Here is a 17,954-nt window from a genome sequence, read left to right as displayed (position 1 = left end):
TAGGAATGCAGAAATATAAAATATGGATGGTTTTATCTATTGTTATCATTTGTGTAGCAGGCCTGATTTTCTGGCTTATGCCTCAGGATAAAAACATAAAACAGCCAGTTGGACCAGCAGCGGCTTCCGGGCTGTTACCGCAACAAACCGCACTAACTCAGGCGCAGGTTAAAGCAGGTATTCCCTACCTGAGTCCAAGCCAAAAGGATACTGAAATAAACTGCCAGCTCCGGCTAGATTCTTCTAATCGCCTCATTATTAATGAACAGACCCGTAACTGTTTTGAATATTTTATTACACAATATGGTGAGAAAAATATTGAGCAGATCAAACTCGATTTTAAGTCCTATATTCAGTCAGTTAATAAAGACCCCGCACAGTCACAGATTCTGGACCTGTGGAACCGCTATATTGACTACCGTATTGCTCTAGGTGACTTGCAGGCTTCAAGTACTGACAGAGACAGCACACAATACTATCGCGCTATTTTTAACAAGATGAAAAATTTACGTCAGCAGTTTTTCTCGGCTTATGAAATAGAAGGCCTGTTTGGAACCGAAAATATTTATCATCAATATACACTGGACCGCATGGATATTCTGGATGATAAAAACCTGTCTGAAAGTGAGAAAGCACAGAAACTTAAAGAACTGTTCAAACAGCTTCCACAAGACTGGCAGGATAATCTTGAGCAGCTTAATAAACTCGAAGATTTAAGAAAACTTACCGCAGATATTCAGGCACGCGGTGGTTCAAATGATGAGATACGCCAGATGCGGTTAAATCTGGTGGGACCAGAGGCAACTCAGCGTCTGGAAAGACTGGACACTGAACGTGACGACTGGAAAAGCCGGGTGAACCAGTATCTGAGCGCACGCGATCATATTAAGACAGGCGGGATGGGCGAGGCAGCGAAAGACCAGGCAATACAGCAGCTGCGCCAGCAATATTTTAATAATGCACAAGAGCAGTTACGGGTTGAAACCTTTGAAACTGTACATGACCAGGGTGGCAAGCTGCCTTTTGCCAACTAATCTAATGTATGGATTACTCATCTATCAGTATAGCTCAACAACAGTTCTGCTTGATGAACAAGGTAAACAGTGAGTTGAGCAATTTAGTCCAGCATTTTATAAACAGGAAAATTTTTATGCGCAACAGGCCAAATACAATGTTCAGGCATAAATATCAGAGTACAAAAATTAACCAAAACTTTTATCCTAAAATTCCAGAAAATGTATATTAATTCAACAGCCATTTAAAGAAGATCAGTAATTACTCGGCACTTTAAATACTCTGCTTATTTGCATGAGATAACTGAAAAATAGAAAAACCAGTTCATCAGGGAGGTAGATAGCTATATCTAAATTGGACTTTATTATTTCATCACATCAGGGAGGAAAAACTAAAACAGGTGTTGCTAAGTCATAAATAAAAAAAGAAACAAAATTAAGGATAGATTATGGATTATACGAGTAAAAAAATAAAAATACTCAGTGCTGCTATGCTATTAGCTAGCATCACGTCCCTGACCACAATAGCGCATACCAAACCTGCGATATTACAGGTTCAGGAAAAAGCATTATCAGATTATGCCAAGACCAGATATCCAATTGTGATGACTCATGGCTGGTTAGGCTGGTCTAGAATTGGCAACTCAAGCTTTAATATTGATTACTGGTATCAGATTCTGCCAGATATGGCGCGTAATGGCTCAACTGTATTTGCCGCTCAACTCTCGCCGGCCAACACTACTGAAATACGTGGCGAACAGCTGCTGAGTCAGGTCGAAGATGTATTGGCCATTACTGGCCAGCATAAAGTCAATCTGATTGGTCACTCGCATGGCGGACCTACGGCACGTTATGTAGCCGCCATCAAACCACAATATGTTGCCTCGGTTACTGGCGTAGGTGGAACATTTCGTGGTTCAAAGGTAGCAGATGATATCCAGAATAATACAGCAACCCGGACCGTATTTAATATTGTCGGTGACTATCTAATCGCGCCTCTGATTTCATTGGCACAGTTGCAGTTTGACTTGCCCATTGATTTTGATGGCTCAATGAAATCCCTTACTGAAACAGGATCGGCCGATTTCAACCGGCGCTTCCCAACCTCTGCCTTAGCCTCTGACTGTAACCGGCAAGGTACTAAAGTAGATCGAGGAATTCATTACTATTCCTGGACCGGTACAGCACAAACAACTAATTTACTGGATATTGACAGCATCCTGATGCAATTAGGACCACTGTCCTATGGCAACAAAGACAATGACGGAATGGTTGCACGCTGTAGCACCCATATTGGCCTTGTGGTTCGGGATAACTACAACCTGAATCATACAGACCTTGCCAATATAATGTTTGGCTTAACAGGTCGCTTTGCGCCTGATCCAGTAGCACTGTTTCGTCAGCATGCCAATCGTTTAAAACTTGAGGGTTTATAAAAGCTGACTGAACAGCACTTTCTCTCTGGTCAGTTACATCATCAGATGGATGACCCATTAAGAATCAAATCAGTATCAAAATAAAAAAATTGAGGATTATTATGAAATACGGACGATTCATTCTTGCTATATTTTTTGTCTCAGTAGCTTTAACAGCACAAGCGGCAACCAGCGCTGAACAGGCTACGACCAGACTGATCGTTTCAAACTATGCTAAAACTAAATATCCAATCGTATTCAATCATGGTATGGCAGGTTTTATCAGTATTGGTACAGACCAGTTCGGTCTCGACTATTTTTATCAGATTTTGCCAGATCTGGCACGTAATGGAGCAAATACGTGGGCAACCCGGGTGTCACCTTTAAACTCTACTGAAGTACGGGGAGAGCAGCTTGCGCAGCAGGTCGAAGAAATTCTGGCTCTGACAGGCGCACAAAAGGTGAATTTGGTCGGACACTCTCATGGTGGTCCTACCATCCGTTATGTTGCCGGAGTATTACCTGAACGTGTGGCCTCATTGACAGCAGTCGGGGCACCTAATAAAGGTTCACCGGTAGCTGACCTGATTTTAAAGGCTGAAGGTACAGTCGTGGAGGCACCCCTGGTGGGCGTAGTCAATCTGGTTTCAAAAATGATTACCTGGGCTCAAGGACTTGATCCCAATAGTTATCCACATGATGCCTTGGCAGGTGGCAACAGCTTAAGCCTGAAAGGCTCAGCCCAATTTAACAGCAAATTTCCACTTGGTATGCCTACCACGAGCTGTGGTGAGGGCCCGTATCAGCAAAAAGGCATCTATTTTTATTCATTTACAGGCGTAGGAGCTATTACCAATGCCCTTGATCCAGACTCGGCATTAAAGGCCACCAGTCTACTGATTGACCAGGGTAAAGATAATGATGGGCTGGTTTCACGCTGTAGCGCCCGTTTTGGTAAAACAATCCGTGATAACTATCACTGGAATCATTTAGATGAAGTGAATCAGGTTTTAGGTTTAAGAGATGTATTTGCACCTGACCCTGTAGATGTTTACCGGCAGCATGCCAATCGCCTAAAACTTCAGGGATTATAATATATTATTAATTATAAAAAATGCGCCAGAAGGCGCATTTTTTAGCTGTACAAAACTGATTAAGCTTCAGTTTTACGAGCTGGAAGTTTTTCACGGATACGTGCAGCTTTACCAGACAGATCGCGCAGGTAGTAAAGTTTAGCACGACGTACAGCACCGCGACGTTTCACATCAATACGAGCAACGATTGGAGAGTGAGTTTGGAATACACGCTCAACACCAACACCGCTAGAAATTTTACGTACTGTGAACGCAGAGTTCAGACCACGGTTTTTCTTAGCAATTACTACGCCTTCGAATGCCTGTAGACGTTCACGGTCGCCCTCTTTTACTTTTACCTGGACAACTACTGTGTCACCTGGTGCAAAAGCCGGGATGTCTTGTTTAAGCTGAGCATTTTCTACAGCTTGTACTAAAGGATGCTTACCGCTCATGGGGTATCTCCAATATGCGCGAGTCAGAAGAGGTCTGATCATCGCTGGGTATAGAGGCTAAAACGCATAAACCCGATTGACTTTCCCTTTATGCTTGACCGCTTCAATGCATAAAGAGCCTATTGAAATACTTCAGGCAAACTGCCTGTAGTATATATGCTTGGACAATACCTGTTATTTGGCCTGTCTTTGCGAATCTTGTAGCCATTTCTTTTGCTGCTTGGTCAATTCAACTTTTTCTACCAGCTCGGGCCGGCGTTCTAAAGTACGTTGATAGCGCTGCAAAAACCGCCATTTTTCAATATTGGCATGATGTCCCGATTTTAAAATCTCTGGAACATCCATTCCCTCAAAATGGTCTGGCTTGGTATATTGCGGGCAGTCTAACAGACCATCCACAAAAGAGTCTTGCACATGAGATTGCTCATCAGACATCGCACCCGGAAGCCTCCGGATAATACTGTCTAATAAAACCATCGCCGGCAGTTCACCACCCGATAACACGTAATCACCAATTGACCATTCCTGATCAACATATTTCTGGATCAGACGTTCATCAACCCCTTCATAACGGCCACACAGTACAATCAGTCCGTCATATTGAACGAAATCCTGTACCGCAGTCTCATTTAGGGTTTTTCCCTGTGGCGACATATATACCACAGGAACATGAACTGCACCTGACTGCACAGCAAGCTCTTTGGCATGATGAATTGCTTTTGCCAGAGGCTCAGCCATCATCACCATACCGGGACCTCCACCAAATGGACGTTCATCCACCCGTTTGTAATTCCCTTCAGCAAATTCGCGTGGATTAATACAATGAATTTGCATTAAATCGCGTTTTGCTGCACGCCTGCTAATCCCAAAACTTGTAATCGCTTCAAACATTTCAGGAAAAATCGTAATGACTGCAAAAAACATCACAGACTCCTCTATTTTCCTGCTGCGTTAATCCTAAACAGAATTAAAAATCTACGCCCCAATTCACGTAAATACGACCAGTTTCGAGATCAACCCGCTGTACCACATCTTTATGCCATGGAATCATTCGCTCTTCGCCGTCAACACTGTCAGTGGTCGCGCGTACCACCATCACGTCATTGGCACCTGTTTCAAACAGCTCATGAATTTGTCCGAGATTAACTTCCTGCTCTTCTTCATCCAGACCCAGCACAGTGAGTCCTTTTAAATCTGACCAGTAATACTCATCCACACCTGGTTGTGGCAGTTGCGATTTTGAAATCCAGATATTTGCGCCAACCAGATTGTCTGCTGCGGTACGATCACTCACACCTTTTAAGCTTACAACCAAGCCTTTGCCATGCGGTTTCCAACGTTTTACATCGACAATTTGCCAACCTGCTTTGGTTTCAATGTACCAAGGCAGATAGTCAAATATATTACTCATGGGTTCTGTATTGGAATAGACCCAGAGCCACCCATTTAATCCATATGCTGAACGTAACTGTCCAATCTGAATACGATCTTCGGGAACATTCTGTGTTGGTGTCATGGGCTAACTACTACCTGAAATTAAGCAGCAGTTGCAGCTTTTTTAGCTTGAGCAGCCAAAGAAGCAACACGTTCAGAAGGTTGAGCACCTTGAGAAACCCAGTGAGCAAAACGGTCAGCATCTAAACGAAGTTTTTCTGCTTTACCTTGAGCTGTAGGGTTGAAGAAACCGATACGTTCGATGAAACGACCGTCACGTGCATTACGGCTATCAGTCACAATGATTTGATAGAACGGACGTTTTTTAGCACCACCGCGTGCAAGACGAATAACAACCATGATAGAACCTTATAGTTTTTACGGATTATCCCTGTACCGACCATCGATACGTTTCAAACCCCTTTCATAGAGGGCAATATTTTACGCGAAGTTTACCCTGAATGAAAGATCAAAAACTATTTATCCGCAATTTTGAATTTAAGTTAGCGGCCGTCCCAGTTGGAAGTGATAGAAGGAACACAAGCACTTCCTCCTTTGTCACTTCCTTTAGTCCAGCATTTTTCTCCGCGATGATTTAGAACCAAGTGACCATCACCAAACTGGGTGGTATCGCTTATAGGAATAGCTGTTAAGGTCCATGTCCCCGCTGTTACATTTGATAAAGCCAGATTATAAAGAGCTTGCCCTTGTTCAGGACTTACTGAGCTTCGACCCAAGTCTGCTAGAGAAATAGGCGTACCATCTGATTTTAAAAAAGTAAAGTTAGCAATTTTATAGCGCTGTAATAAATTCCCTATCGCCAACATTTCGCTTTGAGTTTCAACCCTTTTAGTTTTTCTTATATACTCTTGGTATGAGGGATAAGCTATAGCGGCCAAGATCGCTATTATAGTTACCACAATCATAAGCTCAATAAGAGAAAAGCCTTTTATTTTATTTACCATGCTTCACTTCCTGTTACTTCTGTTCCACATGTAGTAAAAGTGACTAAATTTGCTGCTTTATTTTTACATTTCAACCCGGTGCTTGTTTGCAAAAAATTATAGTTTTTACTGTCATTTGATACTGCACGTATAGCCCAGCTCTGGCCAGCTGCTCCAATATTAGTAAGAGCCAAAGAAGGGTCTGCTCCATCACGGACTGTAATAGTATACTTTATAGCAGCATCTGTGGCACCGACTGGTATAACCACAGGATCTGGCGTAGTAGAAAAACCTTTATAATTAAAGTTTCTGGCTCTATTTCTTTCCAGCTGGGTGGCAAGACGTTGTATTTCCTGTTGGGCCTGAGATGCGACAGCGCGACGTGTATACTCTTGATAGCTTGGTAGAGCAACTGCTGCGAAGATTGCCACAATTGCAACTACAACCATAAGCTCAACAAGTGTAAAACCTTTTATAAACCTCAAGGATTTCTTCTGCATCACTTATTCTCTATCTAAATTTTTCATACCAGCGCTGCGGTACCAGACAGATTTGAGTTTCTTCTTCAGGCCCATTTCCACTTGGTAATATAAGTATACGGCCACCTGTAGCAATACAGGAGTTTTTAGCAGGATTATTATTTCCGCCTCCACCGCTTCCACCGCCGCCTCCGCCAGGACCACCTCCGTCTACACCTCCGCCCGTGCTACCACAGCTGGCTCCTACACATTGATCACCAATCGTAACTGTCTGGATTCCCGCACCTAAATTCCATCTATTCACAGTTCCCATAGCACACTGGCCATAAGGTAAACAAAAGCCGCTAATAAAGCTCTCTCCTTTTACGCCTGCGCCACAGTCACCAGATAAACCATCTTTACTACCATCAAAGGTAGAGACATAAAGCTTATAATTCATTGCTACAGGTGTCCCCATAACTTTTTCACTTTGCAATTTCTGTGATTTAAAGCGATAGAACCAGCCGTTTGTGCTATAAGGCGCCACCAATGTTGTATTATTGTTGCGCGTTGCATCAGTAATTTCTTTTAAATTATTTGTTACTGTGGGTACAGTCGTAATATTTTCTGTATTAAAAGTATTCGTGGTATATAAATCTTTTCGGCCTACATCCTTATCATAAATATTATAAATTGCATCATAATCATAACCTGAACTGCCTACTGTATAGTCTTTCAGAGGCTGACTACGGTTTCCACTACCAATTGAAATCACAGCAAATTTTGTACCATTATAATTATATACAGAGAAAGATGGAGGATCATAAAAACGGGGACTTTTCTCTGCTGCATTAAGGTTTAATAATCGTCTAGGAGTTTTTGCAAAAGAACCGATTGTACTAGCTTGATTATTGATATCAATACGGAATACCTGGCCTCCCAAATCACCAAAATACAAATGATCAGCTAAACCATCAGCATCACGGTCTATCGTTCTAATTTCGCTAACAATACTATATTTGAGGTTATCATCTCTTAACCCAACAACTCCACTTGTGGTGGTAGCGCTACTTTGAGTAGCATTTTTGCTGGCCCACCACAATAAATTTCCATTGATCGCATCAAACATATAAACACCAGCACCACGGCTATTCGACTGGTTATAAGTATCACTTTCAAAACCACTATAAACACCTTTTACACCATTCGAATTACGTGCATCTCCATCTATACCACCAGCATCATACCCCCCACCTACAAACATGACCATCTTACGTGTTCCGCCCCAGTTCACCCAAGTCACTGTTGGTTTTGACCAGCTTTGCCCCATAAAACCCAATTCGTTAAATGTAGTGCTACTACCGTTGAAATAGACCTTCTGAGTGGCAGGATCAATATGAAATTGAAGCTTAGGATTATTAATATCTCGAAGATCTAAAGCATAGTAGCTTCTACCTCCCATACGTAAGCCACCATATACATACTGTTTACCCTGTTGAGAAGCCTTTCCGGTATTTACTGTCAAGTTACTAGATGAATCAGGAACATATTCAGTATAAGCAGTCCATGGCCCATCAACACCGTAGAATAATTTATTTGTACCCCCATCTGTGGTTGTATATTTAAGAAAAGCCTCTTTTTGATTTTCAACCATTTCATTTGGTACAAAAGCAAATTTTTCTTTTCCTGTAGCTGCATCTACCACATGAAGTAAGCCTTGGGTTGTACCGAATAATACATAGTCCTCACGATTGGTTGAACCTAGAGTATTATTGGTATATGTCAATTTGCCTTTATTAGTAATCAATAGCGGGGAAGAATGCATTACTGCACCTACCTGCCGAAGTTCTTCTGCACTTTCTAAAGTTGCACTGGTAATAGTATTCGGCTGTGTTGCATCTACTGCATATCCTAGTAGAGAGATTAAATAGCCTCGGTTTGGATCATTTTTATAGGTAGTATCAGTCAAATAATTTAAGTCTACAGCTCTTAAACTGGTATTGCTGCCTGTAAATGTAGCAGAAGTTCCTGTACCCGTAGCAATACGATTAGTAAATAATTTACGATTAGCTGTGTCTGCTGTAGTAGCTTTTAGCAAAAGCTGAGACTTAACACCACCCATTAGTGCAAATTTTCTACTTCCATAAGTAGTTTCGTCTGCATCTTTTAGACCTTCATTTACGCTAGGTGCCCATAAATCATAATTATCTATAATACGGCCTAGCTCATTAACAATTGGATTACCATTTTTATCCACCAGTTTACCGGTTGAATCAATTTTATATTTCTTTAAATTACCTGCCCAGAGTTGATAACTCCTATCAGGCGTTGGCTGAAATTGTGGATAATATGCATAATTCTGTAGCTGAGAAGGATTAAGAGCATCTCTTGGAATAGTAGGTGAACCTGTAGTAACAGCAGGAATATCTGTTGATAAACTATTAATAAATGCATTTACACTGTTCACGACATCTTGTGAGCTTGAACCAGAATACCAGCCGCCTTCACCTATAATGCCCCAACGTGCAGCCCTTTTTACATTAGTATTAATATCTCCTAGATTTGCGATATTTTCTTCCTGAGTTAGGTTTTTACTATATGAAGGCACATTATTAAAACTGCTACCAAATCCTACTACTGCTGTTTTAAACTTTAAATTAGCAGGGTTACTTCCCGGGTCTAATAAAGTTAAGGCTAATTTATTTAAACAGTCCCAACTGCCGCTATCATCACAACTGAAACTTTGTCCTTTTGAGCCCAAGGCTCCCTGAATCAAAGGTAATGAACCGGTATCTTGTGTTGGCTCACCATCTGTGAGTACATATACACCTTGCCCACTACACTGTTTAACTTCAGCCGTTTGTGCTAATGAAGATGGTGCACTATATAAAGTTCTATCAGAATTTTTTGTAGAATCTAAAGAATACTGAAAGCCGCTATTACTATTTGCAACTTCAACTACACCTGTATAATAATGACAATACTGATTACGATAATAGGATGAAATATTACAGCTATAAGTCTTAATATTATTAGAAGGCACAGCTTCACTTGTATTAATCCAATTAAGACATGAAGAATAATCAGAATTCCAAGTTATACATTTTGCTCTTTTAGAAACCCATTCACGTCCTCTGTCCTGATATTCATCATAAGACAAAAAATAAGGCATATCACTAACTACTCGTTTATGTAAAGCAGTACTAGTACCTAGTAAATAAGCTGCAGTTTCCGCATATGAACGTGCAGTGGGAGTATTAGTTACAGCTCTTAAGTCTCGCACATAGTTTAACAATATATCCCTTTGTGTTTGTGTTCCAACTGCTGCACCTAGAGCACGAGCAGGCACTAAAATACGACCTGTATTATAAGTATTATTATCAGTCAATACACCTAAAGTTGATAATCCAATAATTTTTTGATCGTCAAGTTGAGTAATTCCCTTAGATGTATTACCTTGAAGTAAATCAAATACTCCATCTTTTAATCTTGAAATTCGGTCATAACAACGATAATAGGAATTAACCAGCGTGCAGCCTGTTTTTGTATTTTTTACTTTTGTTGAAGCAGATTTTGCTTCAACTGAACAATAATTACGCGAATATCCTCCTGGAGCTATATCTGTATAACAAGAATTATTTATACCATAGTCTGCATAGATAGAGCGTGTATCCATACTTCCTGAAATATCTAACATCAGCATAAGTGTGATATCACCCGACCTTGCTTGCTGATAGATGTCAATATCACTGGCACGAGTTACACTGCTGGCTATTAAAGTGGTACACAATATTGTTATAACTATTGCAATAACGTGTTCATGATATTCTTTTATTTGCTTAATCTTTTTAATCAATTTCATATCAATCCCCAGTTATTTAAAGCTCTGCTCAATCGTGTAATCAGTGACAAGTGTGGTAAATGGTACATTTATACTAGATAAACAAGAAGTTACACTCTGCCTTACTGCAGCATTTGCGGGTATGCTTGCTGCTACATCATTTGGAATTGTGACCTGATTCATTCTAGAGTTTAAACAGGTATTTATTTCAGTATCAGTCCGTGTAGAGAGAGTGGGCATAAGTGACACTGCATAAATACTTACTCTTTTTATCTTTTGCGTTTTATTAAGTTCAGGGTCTCCCCCTTCCGGCAGGTCACTTAAAATTTCTGAATTACTGGAGGATGGAAACTTAACTGCAACTTGGGTTACGACTGCTCGACGTCCACTAGTAAAAAAATTCGTATCGGTAGCGGATACATCACAATAACCATCCAAACCTAATTTATTATTTGTGGGCGCAGTCTTACCACGTTCCCACTCGATTAGGCTGGCCCGATTAAGATCAAAGAAATTAGTTTGGTCTCCACGATAACAAAAAACCAGTTCTACATCTTTATTAAGATCATTACTGATATATCCAAACATTCCATTTGTGCCAAGACTTTGAATAAAGTTATTTACATCCTCAGTATTAAAAAATACAGAATCTGAGTTTTGCATTAAAAGCTGTTGGGCCTGACCATTAGTTGCAATATTGAGGGCTACCATACTTTGGCGTATGGCCAATGTACCTATAATCGTGATAGCAACAAGTAAAATAAGTACAACGATTAACGTTGCACCTTTCTGCCGAGCTCTCATAGGCCACGCTCCCCAAAACCATTTCTTAACGCAACTGTTTGAGATACAACCTGCCGTATATAATTATTTGTAGTTGTAGATGATTCCACAACTATATTTTTATCTAATACGGTAAATGCTGTGTTATTTCCAGCATTGCTATTTGTTCCGGTAGATTGACTTGAACGGGTCAAAATTCCAAGCTGGAGAGATAAAATACGAGGTCGGGGTGAAGCCATTGCCATATAGTCTGCAATAGAGATATAGCGGTAGTTATCCCCATTTTGTATACCAAGTAGAACTCTGAAATAATCTACACGTTTCATAATAATTTCCCCTGCATCACCATAATTGGTAATAGCAGTAGGACTACCTGTAACCGGGTAAAAACCAGCATCACAAGCTAATGCTAGAGCTTGGTTAGGCTCATTTGCTGATACATTAGTGTCGGCCCTCAAGAAGTAGCGCTGGACAATATATATATCTGTAGAGGTGATTTCCTGTCCTTCACAATCAAAGCCACCTATTTCCACTGGTCTATACTGAATGACTAACTGATCACTTAATAATGCTGTACCTGCCTCATTAACATTAGATATACCTGTCCATGCTGGTGCTGTTCCCGCCGACATTCCAGTCCCGCTACTTCTAGAAAGTAGAGAGACTGCGGCGGTATTGCCTGTAATAGTGCTGGAGAGATTACTTAAAGGTAACGGAGGTACAGAGGCATCTTTTTGCGCATTAATAGCAGATGTTAAAACAATTCCTCCAAAAGAGACCTGGTCATTTATATCAGCCCGTGTGCTATTTAAATTCGCCAACCGAATATCTCTGACAATATAATTTAAACCAAAATTTGCATTATCTTGTAGATCCGCTACGCCTTGCTGCATCGAATAACTTCTTTGGCCTGTAATAAACAGCATAATCGCAGCAGCTGTAATGACAAGCCCTAATGCTAAAGCAATCATCAGTTCAATTAAGGTGAAACCTGCCCTATATTTCAACATTTCTAATATGCCTCCATAATAATGCAGGTCGATGCCGGGTTATAGGCCGTACCATTTGTACAATCACCTGTTCCGGTCCCATCAGTTGCACTAGAATCACCCCATGCAACATAAATGCAATTACGATTATTATTATTTCCCTGACAGTTCATAATATTAATGGTCATACCAAATGAAGCTGCCCGATTAGCCACCTGAGCAACATCAAAATCTGCCAAATCTATAGCTGAACAGTTGTTAGAAAAACAGTTTGTTTTAAAGGCTTTTTGATTTGATGGAAGCTGAACCTGTTGTTGATAGGTTGAAAAAGCATCACGGTTTATTCGTATTCTTTCAGCCAGATCTCGAGCCAAATTGATAGCCTGAATTCTATATGAACCTTCTGAAGTGGCTTCTAGTGCTCTGTATTGCAGAGCAATAAAACCCAAAATTCCAATAGCCAAAATCAGTAATGCCACCATAATTTCAACTAGACCAATCCCTTTTTGATAATTATTCATGAACAGCTCCCTTCTACCGGCTGTTGGATAACCCCCATTTTGGAAATGCTTACTGTTCTTGACAGTTTGGCATTATTTATCTGATCACAGATTACAAAACTTGTATTTCCTGCCGAGTCTTTAACTAAACCATTTAATTGGAAAGTAATAGTTGTTGGAGAGCCTGCTTTCAAAACAGCCTGTCCAGAGGGCATCCAGTGAAATAAGACTGATGTATCTGGTGCCACACCAGCATTATTAATTTCAGTTTCCAGAACTACTTCTACATCTCTACGCTGTAAGGCAGCCTGAGCACGTGCATTATTTAATACTGACACCAGCTCTCGTGTGCTCTTATTTAAATTTTGTCTTAAAATCATATTTTGAAAAGAAGGAATAGCTATAGTTGTAATAATAGCAACTACCGCAATAGTGACCATCAATTCAACCAACGTAAAACCGCGCTTGAGTTGCATGATCGCCTCCTGTCAAAATTTTGACGTGTCTTAAATAATACAGTTTACATTAACAGAACATATACAGAACAGATAAAGGGTATAAAAAAACAGATAACCGTTATTTAACAACTATCTGTTTTAAAACTTTAAAAGCTAATAAAAATTTATATTTAAGCCTGCGTTACAGGAATTCTCAATTCTTTAGGCAGGCTAAAAGTAATATTTTCTTCGCAGCCTGAAAGTTCCTGCGGTGCTTGGGCTCCCCAATCCTGCAGGCGCTGAATTACCTGTTTAATTAAAATTTCTGGCGCAGATGCTCCAGCGGTTACACCAATTTTAGTAGTTTGTCTAAACCAGCCATGTTCCAGCTGATCAGCATTATCTACCAAATAGGCTGTCTTACCCATACGTTCTGCCAATTCACGTAATCGGTTAGAATTAGAAGAATTGGGGGAACCCACTACTAGTACAACATCACACTGCTTCGAGAGATCACGCACTGCATCTTGGCGGTTCTGTGTGGCATAACAAATATCATCTTTGCGTGGTCCCTGAATATGAGGAAATTTCTTACGCAATGCATCAATCACTTTAGCCGTATCATCAATAGATAAGGTTGTCTGGGTAACAAAAGCAACTTTTTCAGGATTACGCACAGTTAAGGCCTCAACATCCTGTTCATCTTCAACCAGATAAATATCACCGCCTTGGCTTTTATCGTACTGCCCCATGGTTCCCTCAACTTCCGGATGACCTTGATGCCCGATCAGAATTGCTTCTATACCTTCACGTGCATACTTGGTTACCTCAATATGAACTTTAGTCACCAAGGGACAAGTTGCATCAAATACTTTCAGACCACGACGTTCAGCTTCCAGCTGGACTGCCTTGGAAACTCCATGAGCACTAAAAATAACAATATTATCGTCTGGTACTTCATCCAGTTCATCAACAAAGATGGCACCACGCTGCCGCAGATCATCTACTACAAATTTGTTATGTACCACCTCGTGACGAACATAAATGGGCGGATTAAAACATTCAAGTGCACGGTTGACGATCGCAATGGCTCGGTCTACACCTGCACAGAACCCGCGTGGATTGGCCAATACAATTTCCATAAGATCCTCAATGTTCACTTAAACGGCTGAATATTTTTGTCAGAACTAGCCAACTATTTCAGCTCAACTATTTAGTTTAGGCGCGCTCTGCTCTAAAATAGAGAAGATATTTTATCATATCAGGAAAAATATCATGTCGGGTCTATTGTTTGTCGTTTCTGCTGCGTCAGGAACAGGCAAAACATCTCTTGTTAAAGCCCTTCTTGAACGTGTCAGCAATTTGCATGTATCTGTTTCCCATACAACTCGTGGTCAGCGTCCCGGCGAGCTGAACGGTGTACACTATCATTTTACCAGTAAAGAAGAATTTCTGGCCCAAGTTGAAGAGGGCGGTTTTGTAGAATATGCAGAAGTTTTTGGTAATTATTATGGGACATCACAGGCCACTGTAAAAGAACAGCTGGCTAAAGGACATGATGTTTTACTTGAGATTGACTGGCAAGGTGCCGAGCAGGTTCGCAAGATTTTTCCTGACTCCAGACAGATCTTTATTCTGCCACCAAGTCAGTTTGACTTGCGTCAACGCTTATCTAACCGCGGTACTGACAGCGTTGAGGTAATTGAACACCGCCTGAGCTGTGCGGTTGAAGACATGCAGCAGTATGTCAATTTTGATTATTTAATCATTAATGATGATTTCAATAAAGCATTGCACGATCTTGAGTCTGTAATCAATGCTAACCGCCTTACCATGGTCCAGCAAGCTAATCGTCATCAAGGCCTGATCGAAAAACTCATCAGCCCGGTAAGTGAATAAACTTGAGTCAAGCCTAAAAGCATTTTATACTGTGCAGTCTAGCCCAGATTTTATATTGAAATAAACGAGAACTCTTATGGCACGCGTAACCGTTGAAGATTGTTTAGACCATGTAGACAACCGCTTTGAGCTTGTACTAGTGGCAAGCAAGCGCGCGCGTCAACTTGCACGACAAGGCATTGAGCCTACTGTTGAATGGGACAATGACAAACCGACTGTAGTTGCTTTACGTGAAATTGCAGCTGGTCACGTTTCTAAAGACATCCTGAAACAGCGTGATCAGGATTACCAGACTTCTAGCCTTGACTTGGCCCTGTCTGCAAATAATCTGAATCTTGAAGGTTTCTCTTTTCAATAAGACCAAGCTTCTCTAAAAAGGCCTAGTTCAATACTAGGCCTTTTTATTCCAAGGGAATTGAATGTTTTAAAAATCGGCAAAAACAATAGGTCTGATTGAAAAAAATTGCTATTTTTTGCCTGTAAAAAATTGACAAGTGAAGCAATATGATTTTCATTAGAAGATTGTTAAATTTAACTGAAAACTATCAGTAAAGGGTGATTTATGCCAGGCGAAGAGGTCAGCCAAGCCAGATTACAGCTCAAAATGATTATCGATGCGTATTTAAGTCCAGACGACGTCGAGCGTGTACTTGCGGCCTGTGATTTTGCTGATCTTGCACACACCGGCATTACCCGTAAAAGTGGCGAGCCCTATATACTGCATCCGATTGCTGTGACCTGTATTCTGGCACATATGCGTCTTGACAGTGAAACACTGATGGCTGCCTTGATGCACGACGTGGTAGAAGATACCGATTTTTCGAAAGAAGATATTAAAGAAAAATTTGGTCCTGTAGTTGCCGAGCTGGTAGATGGTGTTACCAAGCTAACACATTCCAGTGACAAACAATATAATAAGGCTGCGTCCTTCCGCAAAATTTTGCAGGCAACTTTACAAGATCCGCGTGTCATTATTATTAAACTGGCTGACCGCTACCATAATATGACTACACTGGATGCCTTACGCCCTGACAAGCGTGCGCGTATTGCCCAAGAAACCTTTGATATATTTGTACCTATGGCGCGTATTGTGGGTATGAACGAGATGGCTGATAACCTCGAGCATTTGTGTTATCAGAATCTTGACCTTGATATGTTTGATAATGTTCAGGAAGCACTCAAACAGACCAAGCCAAAACGTTGCCAGTTTCAGGCAATATGGGAACAGAAGCTTGGAGAGCTGTTAAAAGCTTATCATCTTGAAGGGCGAATTAAGAAGAAAGATAACAACATTGAACTATTACGACATTTTGTTAAAAATGAGATGAATCTGCAAGAGCTAACCCATAGCCATGCATTCGAGATTATTTTGCAAAGTATTGCTGACTGTGATCGCCTGGTCGAGGCTTTAGAGCAGAATTTTCAGGTTTTACAGTTTGAAGACCATATCCGTCGTCCCCTGCCCGGTGGTAATCAATCGCTTCTGATGAAACTTAAGGGCGAACAGACTACCTTGTCTTTAACTATTCAGACTGAACTGATGCGTAAGGCCGCGCGCTTTGGTGTGGTATTAGGTGAAAGTGCACCACAAGCTTGCCGCTCGGCTATTCAGGCTTCTATGCAAAATCTGAATACGCTGATTGATGGCGAATGTGCCAAAACCACTTTTAATGATTTGCTGGATTATCTGCATCAGGAAAAAATCTGGGTGTATACCCCACACGGTCATCTGCATGAACTTCCTCAAGGTGCTACCGTGGTTGATTTTGCCTATGCAGCCAGCCTGTTTTTAGGTAACCATGCCGTTGGTGCCAAAATCAATGGAGAAATACGACCGCTTTCTACGCCTCTGGTCAGTGGACAGGTGGTTGAGATTATTACAGATGTATTGGCAACTCCAAATCCAGACTGGCTCAGCTTTATCAACACACAAAAAGCACGTCGTGCTTTACAGAATATTTTAAAAGATCAGGATATTGATGAGCAGCGTTTAGTAGGTCAGCAAGCTTTGAATCGGGCATTGAAGATGTTCAATCGCTCAATAAAAGATTTGTCTGATGCTGATTGGGTTGATCTTTTGCAATGGCGCCATATTGAACATAAAGAAAGTCTGTTTGAACAAATTGCAGTAGGTGACCTGCTGCCGCAACTGGTTGCTAATCATCTTTATGCTCAGGAACAGGCTGATGAAGAATATAATTCACAACGCCTGATTCAGGGCACAGATGGCGTAGATGTGAAATATGCGCACTGTTGCAACCCGGTCTTAGGTGATCCGATTCAGGGCCATCTGTCACGCCGTGGCTTAATTGTACATCGGGCCCGCTGTAATAATTTAATGCATGAACAGCATCTGCATCCAGAAACAATCATGCCGCTACACTGGAATTCAGAAAGTGAGGAAGAAGTCAGTTTCACTGCTTATCTGTGTATCGACATGGCAATGGATGACGAGCAGATTTCTGACTTGATCTATCAATGTCGTAAAGCCAAGACCGGAGTGGAAATGGTTCAATCGCAGGATGACCGGACTTATGTCAACATCGTAGTCAATAACCGTCGTCAGATTGCCCAAATCATTCGCGATTTACGCATGCATTTTGGCTTTCCACGTATTAGCCGTTTGTCTATGCCAGTTGCTTTGGTCCAGAATGCCAGTTAAATCAAGTTGATCAGTTATATCGATTAGTACTTTTGTCACTGCCTGGCATGG

At 41.0% G+C, this 17,954-nt stretch carries 18 protein-coding genes; 6 read left to right on the top strand and 12 right to left on the bottom strand.

Annotated elements, in window-relative coordinates; genetic code table 11:
* Positions 1–5 precede the first annotated feature (5 nt).
* From B3R63_RS13245 to B3R63_RS13235, 3 genes are all read left to right on the top strand, one after another.
* Positions 6–1,034, top strand: coding sequence for a lipase secretion chaperone (locus tag B3R63_RS13245; protein ID WP_286731810.1), 1,029 nt, complete (start codon positions 6–8; stop codon positions 1,032–1,034).
* A 470-nt stretch (positions 1,035–1,504) separates the two neighbouring features.
* Positions 1,505–2,449: an esterase/lipase family protein gene (locus B3R63_RS13240; protein ID WP_422652248.1), complete on the top strand. Its 945-nt coding sequence runs from the start codon at positions 1,505–1,507 to the stop codon at positions 2,447–2,449.
* Between the two features lie 101 nt (positions 2,450–2,550).
* Positions 2,551–3,522 carry a lipase family alpha/beta hydrolase gene (locus tag B3R63_RS13235; protein WP_286731804.1) on the top strand — a complete coding sequence of 324 codons (972 nt, stop codon included), beginning with the start codon at positions 2,551–2,553 and terminating at the stop codon, positions 3,520–3,522.
* A 59-nt stretch (positions 3,523–3,581) separates the two neighbouring features.
* Here the strand turns inward: B3R63_RS13235 and rplS are convergent, their stop codons facing one another.
* The 12 genes from rplS to ispH form a co-directional block, all read right to left on the bottom strand.
* The gene (gene rplS, locus B3R63_RS13230) at positions 3,582–3,956 is read right to left on the bottom strand and encodes a 50S ribosomal protein L19 (RefSeq protein WP_005024307.1); all 375 of its coding nucleotides are present in this window, start codon (positions 3,954–3,956) and stop codon (positions 3,582–3,584) included.
* Between the two features lie 174 nt (positions 3,957–4,130).
* Positions 4,131–4,880, bottom strand: coding sequence for a tRNA (guanosine(37)-N1)-methyltransferase TrmD (gene trmD / locus B3R63_RS13225; protein WP_248085130.1), 750 nt, complete (start codon positions 4,878–4,880; stop codon positions 4,131–4,133).
* A 43-nt stretch (positions 4,881–4,923) separates the two neighbouring features.
* On the bottom strand, positions 4,924–5,472 hold the full coding sequence (gene rimM / locus B3R63_RS13220) for a ribosome maturation factor RimM (RefSeq protein ID WP_005404607.1): 549 nt from the start codon (positions 5,470–5,472) through the stop codon (positions 4,924–4,926).
* A 20-nt stretch (positions 5,473–5,492) separates the two neighbouring features.
* Positions 5,493–5,750 carry a 30S ribosomal protein S16 gene (rpsP, locus tag B3R63_RS13215; RefSeq protein WP_005018185.1) on the bottom strand — a complete coding sequence of 86 codons (258 nt, stop codon included), beginning with the start codon at positions 5,748–5,750 and terminating at the stop codon, positions 5,493–5,495.
* 143 nt (positions 5,751–5,893) lie between these two features.
* Positions 5,894–6,355, bottom strand: coding sequence for a type IV pilin protein (locus tag B3R63_RS13210; protein ID WP_286731797.1), 462 nt, complete (start codon positions 6,353–6,355; stop codon positions 5,894–5,896).
* A complete protein-coding gene (locus tag B3R63_RS13205) occupies positions 6,349–6,834 on the bottom strand; it encodes a type IV pilin protein (RefSeq protein ID WP_265768546.1) in 486 nt (161 codons plus the stop codon). The genes B3R63_RS13210 and B3R63_RS13205 overlap by 7 nt, the downstream gene beginning before the upstream one ends.
* 10 nt (positions 6,835–6,844) lie before the next feature.
* Complete coding sequence (locus tag B3R63_RS13200) at positions 6,845–10,654, bottom strand: pilus assembly protein (protein ID WP_286731792.1); 3,810 nt, start codon at positions 10,652–10,654, stop codon at positions 6,845–6,847.
* 12 nt (positions 10,655–10,666) lie between these two features.
* A complete protein-coding gene (locus B3R63_RS13195; protein WP_286731790.1) occupies positions 10,667–11,437 on the bottom strand; it encodes a pilus assembly PilX family protein in 771 nt (256 codons plus the stop codon).
* Entirely contained in the window at positions 11,434–12,426 is a 993-nt protein-coding gene (locus tag B3R63_RS13190) for a PilW family protein (protein ID WP_286731789.1), read from the bottom strand. The genes B3R63_RS13195 and B3R63_RS13190 overlap by 4 nt, the downstream gene beginning before the upstream one ends.
* Positions 12,427–12,428: 2 nt before the next feature.
* A complete protein-coding gene (pilV, locus tag B3R63_RS13185) occupies positions 12,429–12,926 on the bottom strand; it encodes a type IV pilus modification protein PilV (protein WP_265768542.1) in 498 nt (165 codons plus the stop codon).
* Complete coding sequence (locus B3R63_RS13180) at positions 12,923–13,381, bottom strand: GspH/FimT family pseudopilin (protein WP_265768541.1); 459 nt, start codon at positions 13,379–13,381, stop codon at positions 12,923–12,925. The genes pilV and B3R63_RS13180 overlap by 4 nt, the downstream gene beginning before the upstream one ends.
* A 152-nt stretch (positions 13,382–13,533) precedes the next feature.
* Positions 13,534–14,484, bottom strand: coding sequence for a 4-hydroxy-3-methylbut-2-enyl diphosphate reductase (gene ispH / locus B3R63_RS13175; protein WP_119879648.1), 951 nt, complete (start codon positions 14,482–14,484; stop codon positions 13,534–13,536).
* 133 nt (positions 14,485–14,617) lie between these two features.
* On the opposite strand from ispH, the gene gmk reads away from it, so the two are divergent.
* The 3 genes from gmk to B3R63_RS13160 all read left to right on the top strand — a co-directional run bounded on the left by gmk (position 14,618) and on the right by B3R63_RS13160 (position 17,903).
* On the top strand, positions 14,618–15,241 hold the full coding sequence (gene gmk, locus B3R63_RS13170; RefSeq protein WP_005018152.1) for a guanylate kinase: 624 nt from the start codon (positions 14,618–14,620) through the stop codon (positions 15,239–15,241).
* Between the two features lie 76 nt (positions 15,242–15,317).
* A complete protein-coding gene (gene rpoZ, locus B3R63_RS13165) occupies positions 15,318–15,599 on the top strand; it encodes a DNA-directed RNA polymerase subunit omega (RefSeq protein ID WP_005024277.1) in 282 nt (93 codons plus the stop codon).
* A gap of 204 nt (positions 15,600–15,803) precedes the next feature.
* Positions 15,804–17,903, top strand: coding sequence for a RelA/SpoT family protein (locus B3R63_RS13160; RefSeq protein WP_005024275.1), 2,100 nt, complete (start codon positions 15,804–15,806; stop codon positions 17,901–17,903).
* Positions 17,904–17,954: the final 51 nt, after the last annotated feature.

Origin of the sequence: Acinetobacter sp. UBA1297 (genome assembly GCF_002307755.1) — a bacterium.
In the GTDB taxonomy this organism is placed as follows: domain Bacteria; phylum Pseudomonadota; class Gammaproteobacteria; order Pseudomonadales; family Moraxellaceae; genus Acinetobacter; species Acinetobacter radioresistens.
Note: the sequence above shows the minus strand (reverse complement) of the source record. Positions and strands in the feature narration are given on the sequence as shown.

Coding starts and splice junctions, on each gene's coding strand:
- B3R63_RS13235 (WP_286731804.1), top strand. CDS start 2,551: ATGAAATACGGACGATTCATTCTTGCTATATTTTTTGTCTCAGTAGCT.
- trmD (WP_248085130.1), bottom strand. CDS start 4,880: ATGTTTTTTGCAGTCATTACGATTTTTCCTGAAATGTTTGAAGCGATT.
- B3R63_RS13180 (WP_265768541.1), bottom strand. CDS start 13,381: ATGCAACTCAAGCGCGGTTTTACGTTGGTTGAATTGATGGTCACTATT.
- B3R63_RS13160 (WP_005024275.1), top strand. CDS start 15,804: ATGCCAGGCGAAGAGGTCAGCCAAGCCAGATTACAGCTCAAAATGATT.
- rimM (WP_005404607.1), bottom strand. CDS start 5,472: ATGACACCAACACAGAATGTTCCCGAAGATCGTATTCAGATTGGACAG.
- B3R63_RS13205 (WP_265768546.1), bottom strand. CDS start 6,834: ATGCAGAAGAAATCCTTGAGGTTTATAAAAGGTTTTACACTTGTTGAG.
- B3R63_RS13240 (WP_422652248.1), top strand. CDS start 1,505: ATGCTATTAGCTAGCATCACGTCCCTGACCACAATAGCGCATACCAAA.
- B3R63_RS13195 (WP_286731790.1), bottom strand. CDS start 11,437: ATGAGAGCTCGGCAGAAAGGTGCAACGTTAATCGTTGTACTTATTTTA.
- B3R63_RS13245 (WP_286731810.1), top strand. CDS start 6: ATGCAGAAATATAAAATATGGATGGTTTTATCTATTGTTATCATTTGT.
- B3R63_RS13200 (WP_286731792.1), bottom strand. CDS start 10,654: ATGAAATTGATTAAAAAGATTAAGCAAATAAAAGAATATCATGAACAC.
- rplS (WP_005024307.1), bottom strand. CDS start 3,956: ATGAGCGGTAAGCATCCTTTAGTACAAGCTGTAGAAAATGCTCAGCTT.
- B3R63_RS13210 (WP_286731797.1), bottom strand. CDS start 6,355: ATGGTAAATAAAATAAAAGGCTTTTCTCTTATTGAGCTTATGATTGTG.
- B3R63_RS13190 (WP_286731789.1), bottom strand. CDS start 12,426: ATGTTGAAATATAGGGCAGGTTTCACCTTAATTGAACTGATGATTGCT.
- rpsP (WP_005018185.1), bottom strand. CDS start 5,750: ATGGTTGTTATTCGTCTTGCACGCGGTGGTGCTAAAAAACGTCCGTTC.
- pilV (WP_265768542.1), bottom strand. CDS start 12,926: ATGAATAATTATCAAAAAGGGATTGGTCTAGTTGAAATTATGGTGGCA.
- rpoZ (WP_005024277.1), top strand. CDS start 15,318: ATGGCACGCGTAACCGTTGAAGATTGTTTAGACCATGTAGACAACCGC.
- gmk (WP_005018152.1), top strand. CDS start 14,618: ATGTCGGGTCTATTGTTTGTCGTTTCTGCTGCGTCAGGAACAGGCAAA.
- ispH (WP_119879648.1), bottom strand. CDS start 14,484: ATGGAAATTGTATTGGCCAATCCACGCGGGTTCTGTGCAGGTGTAGAC.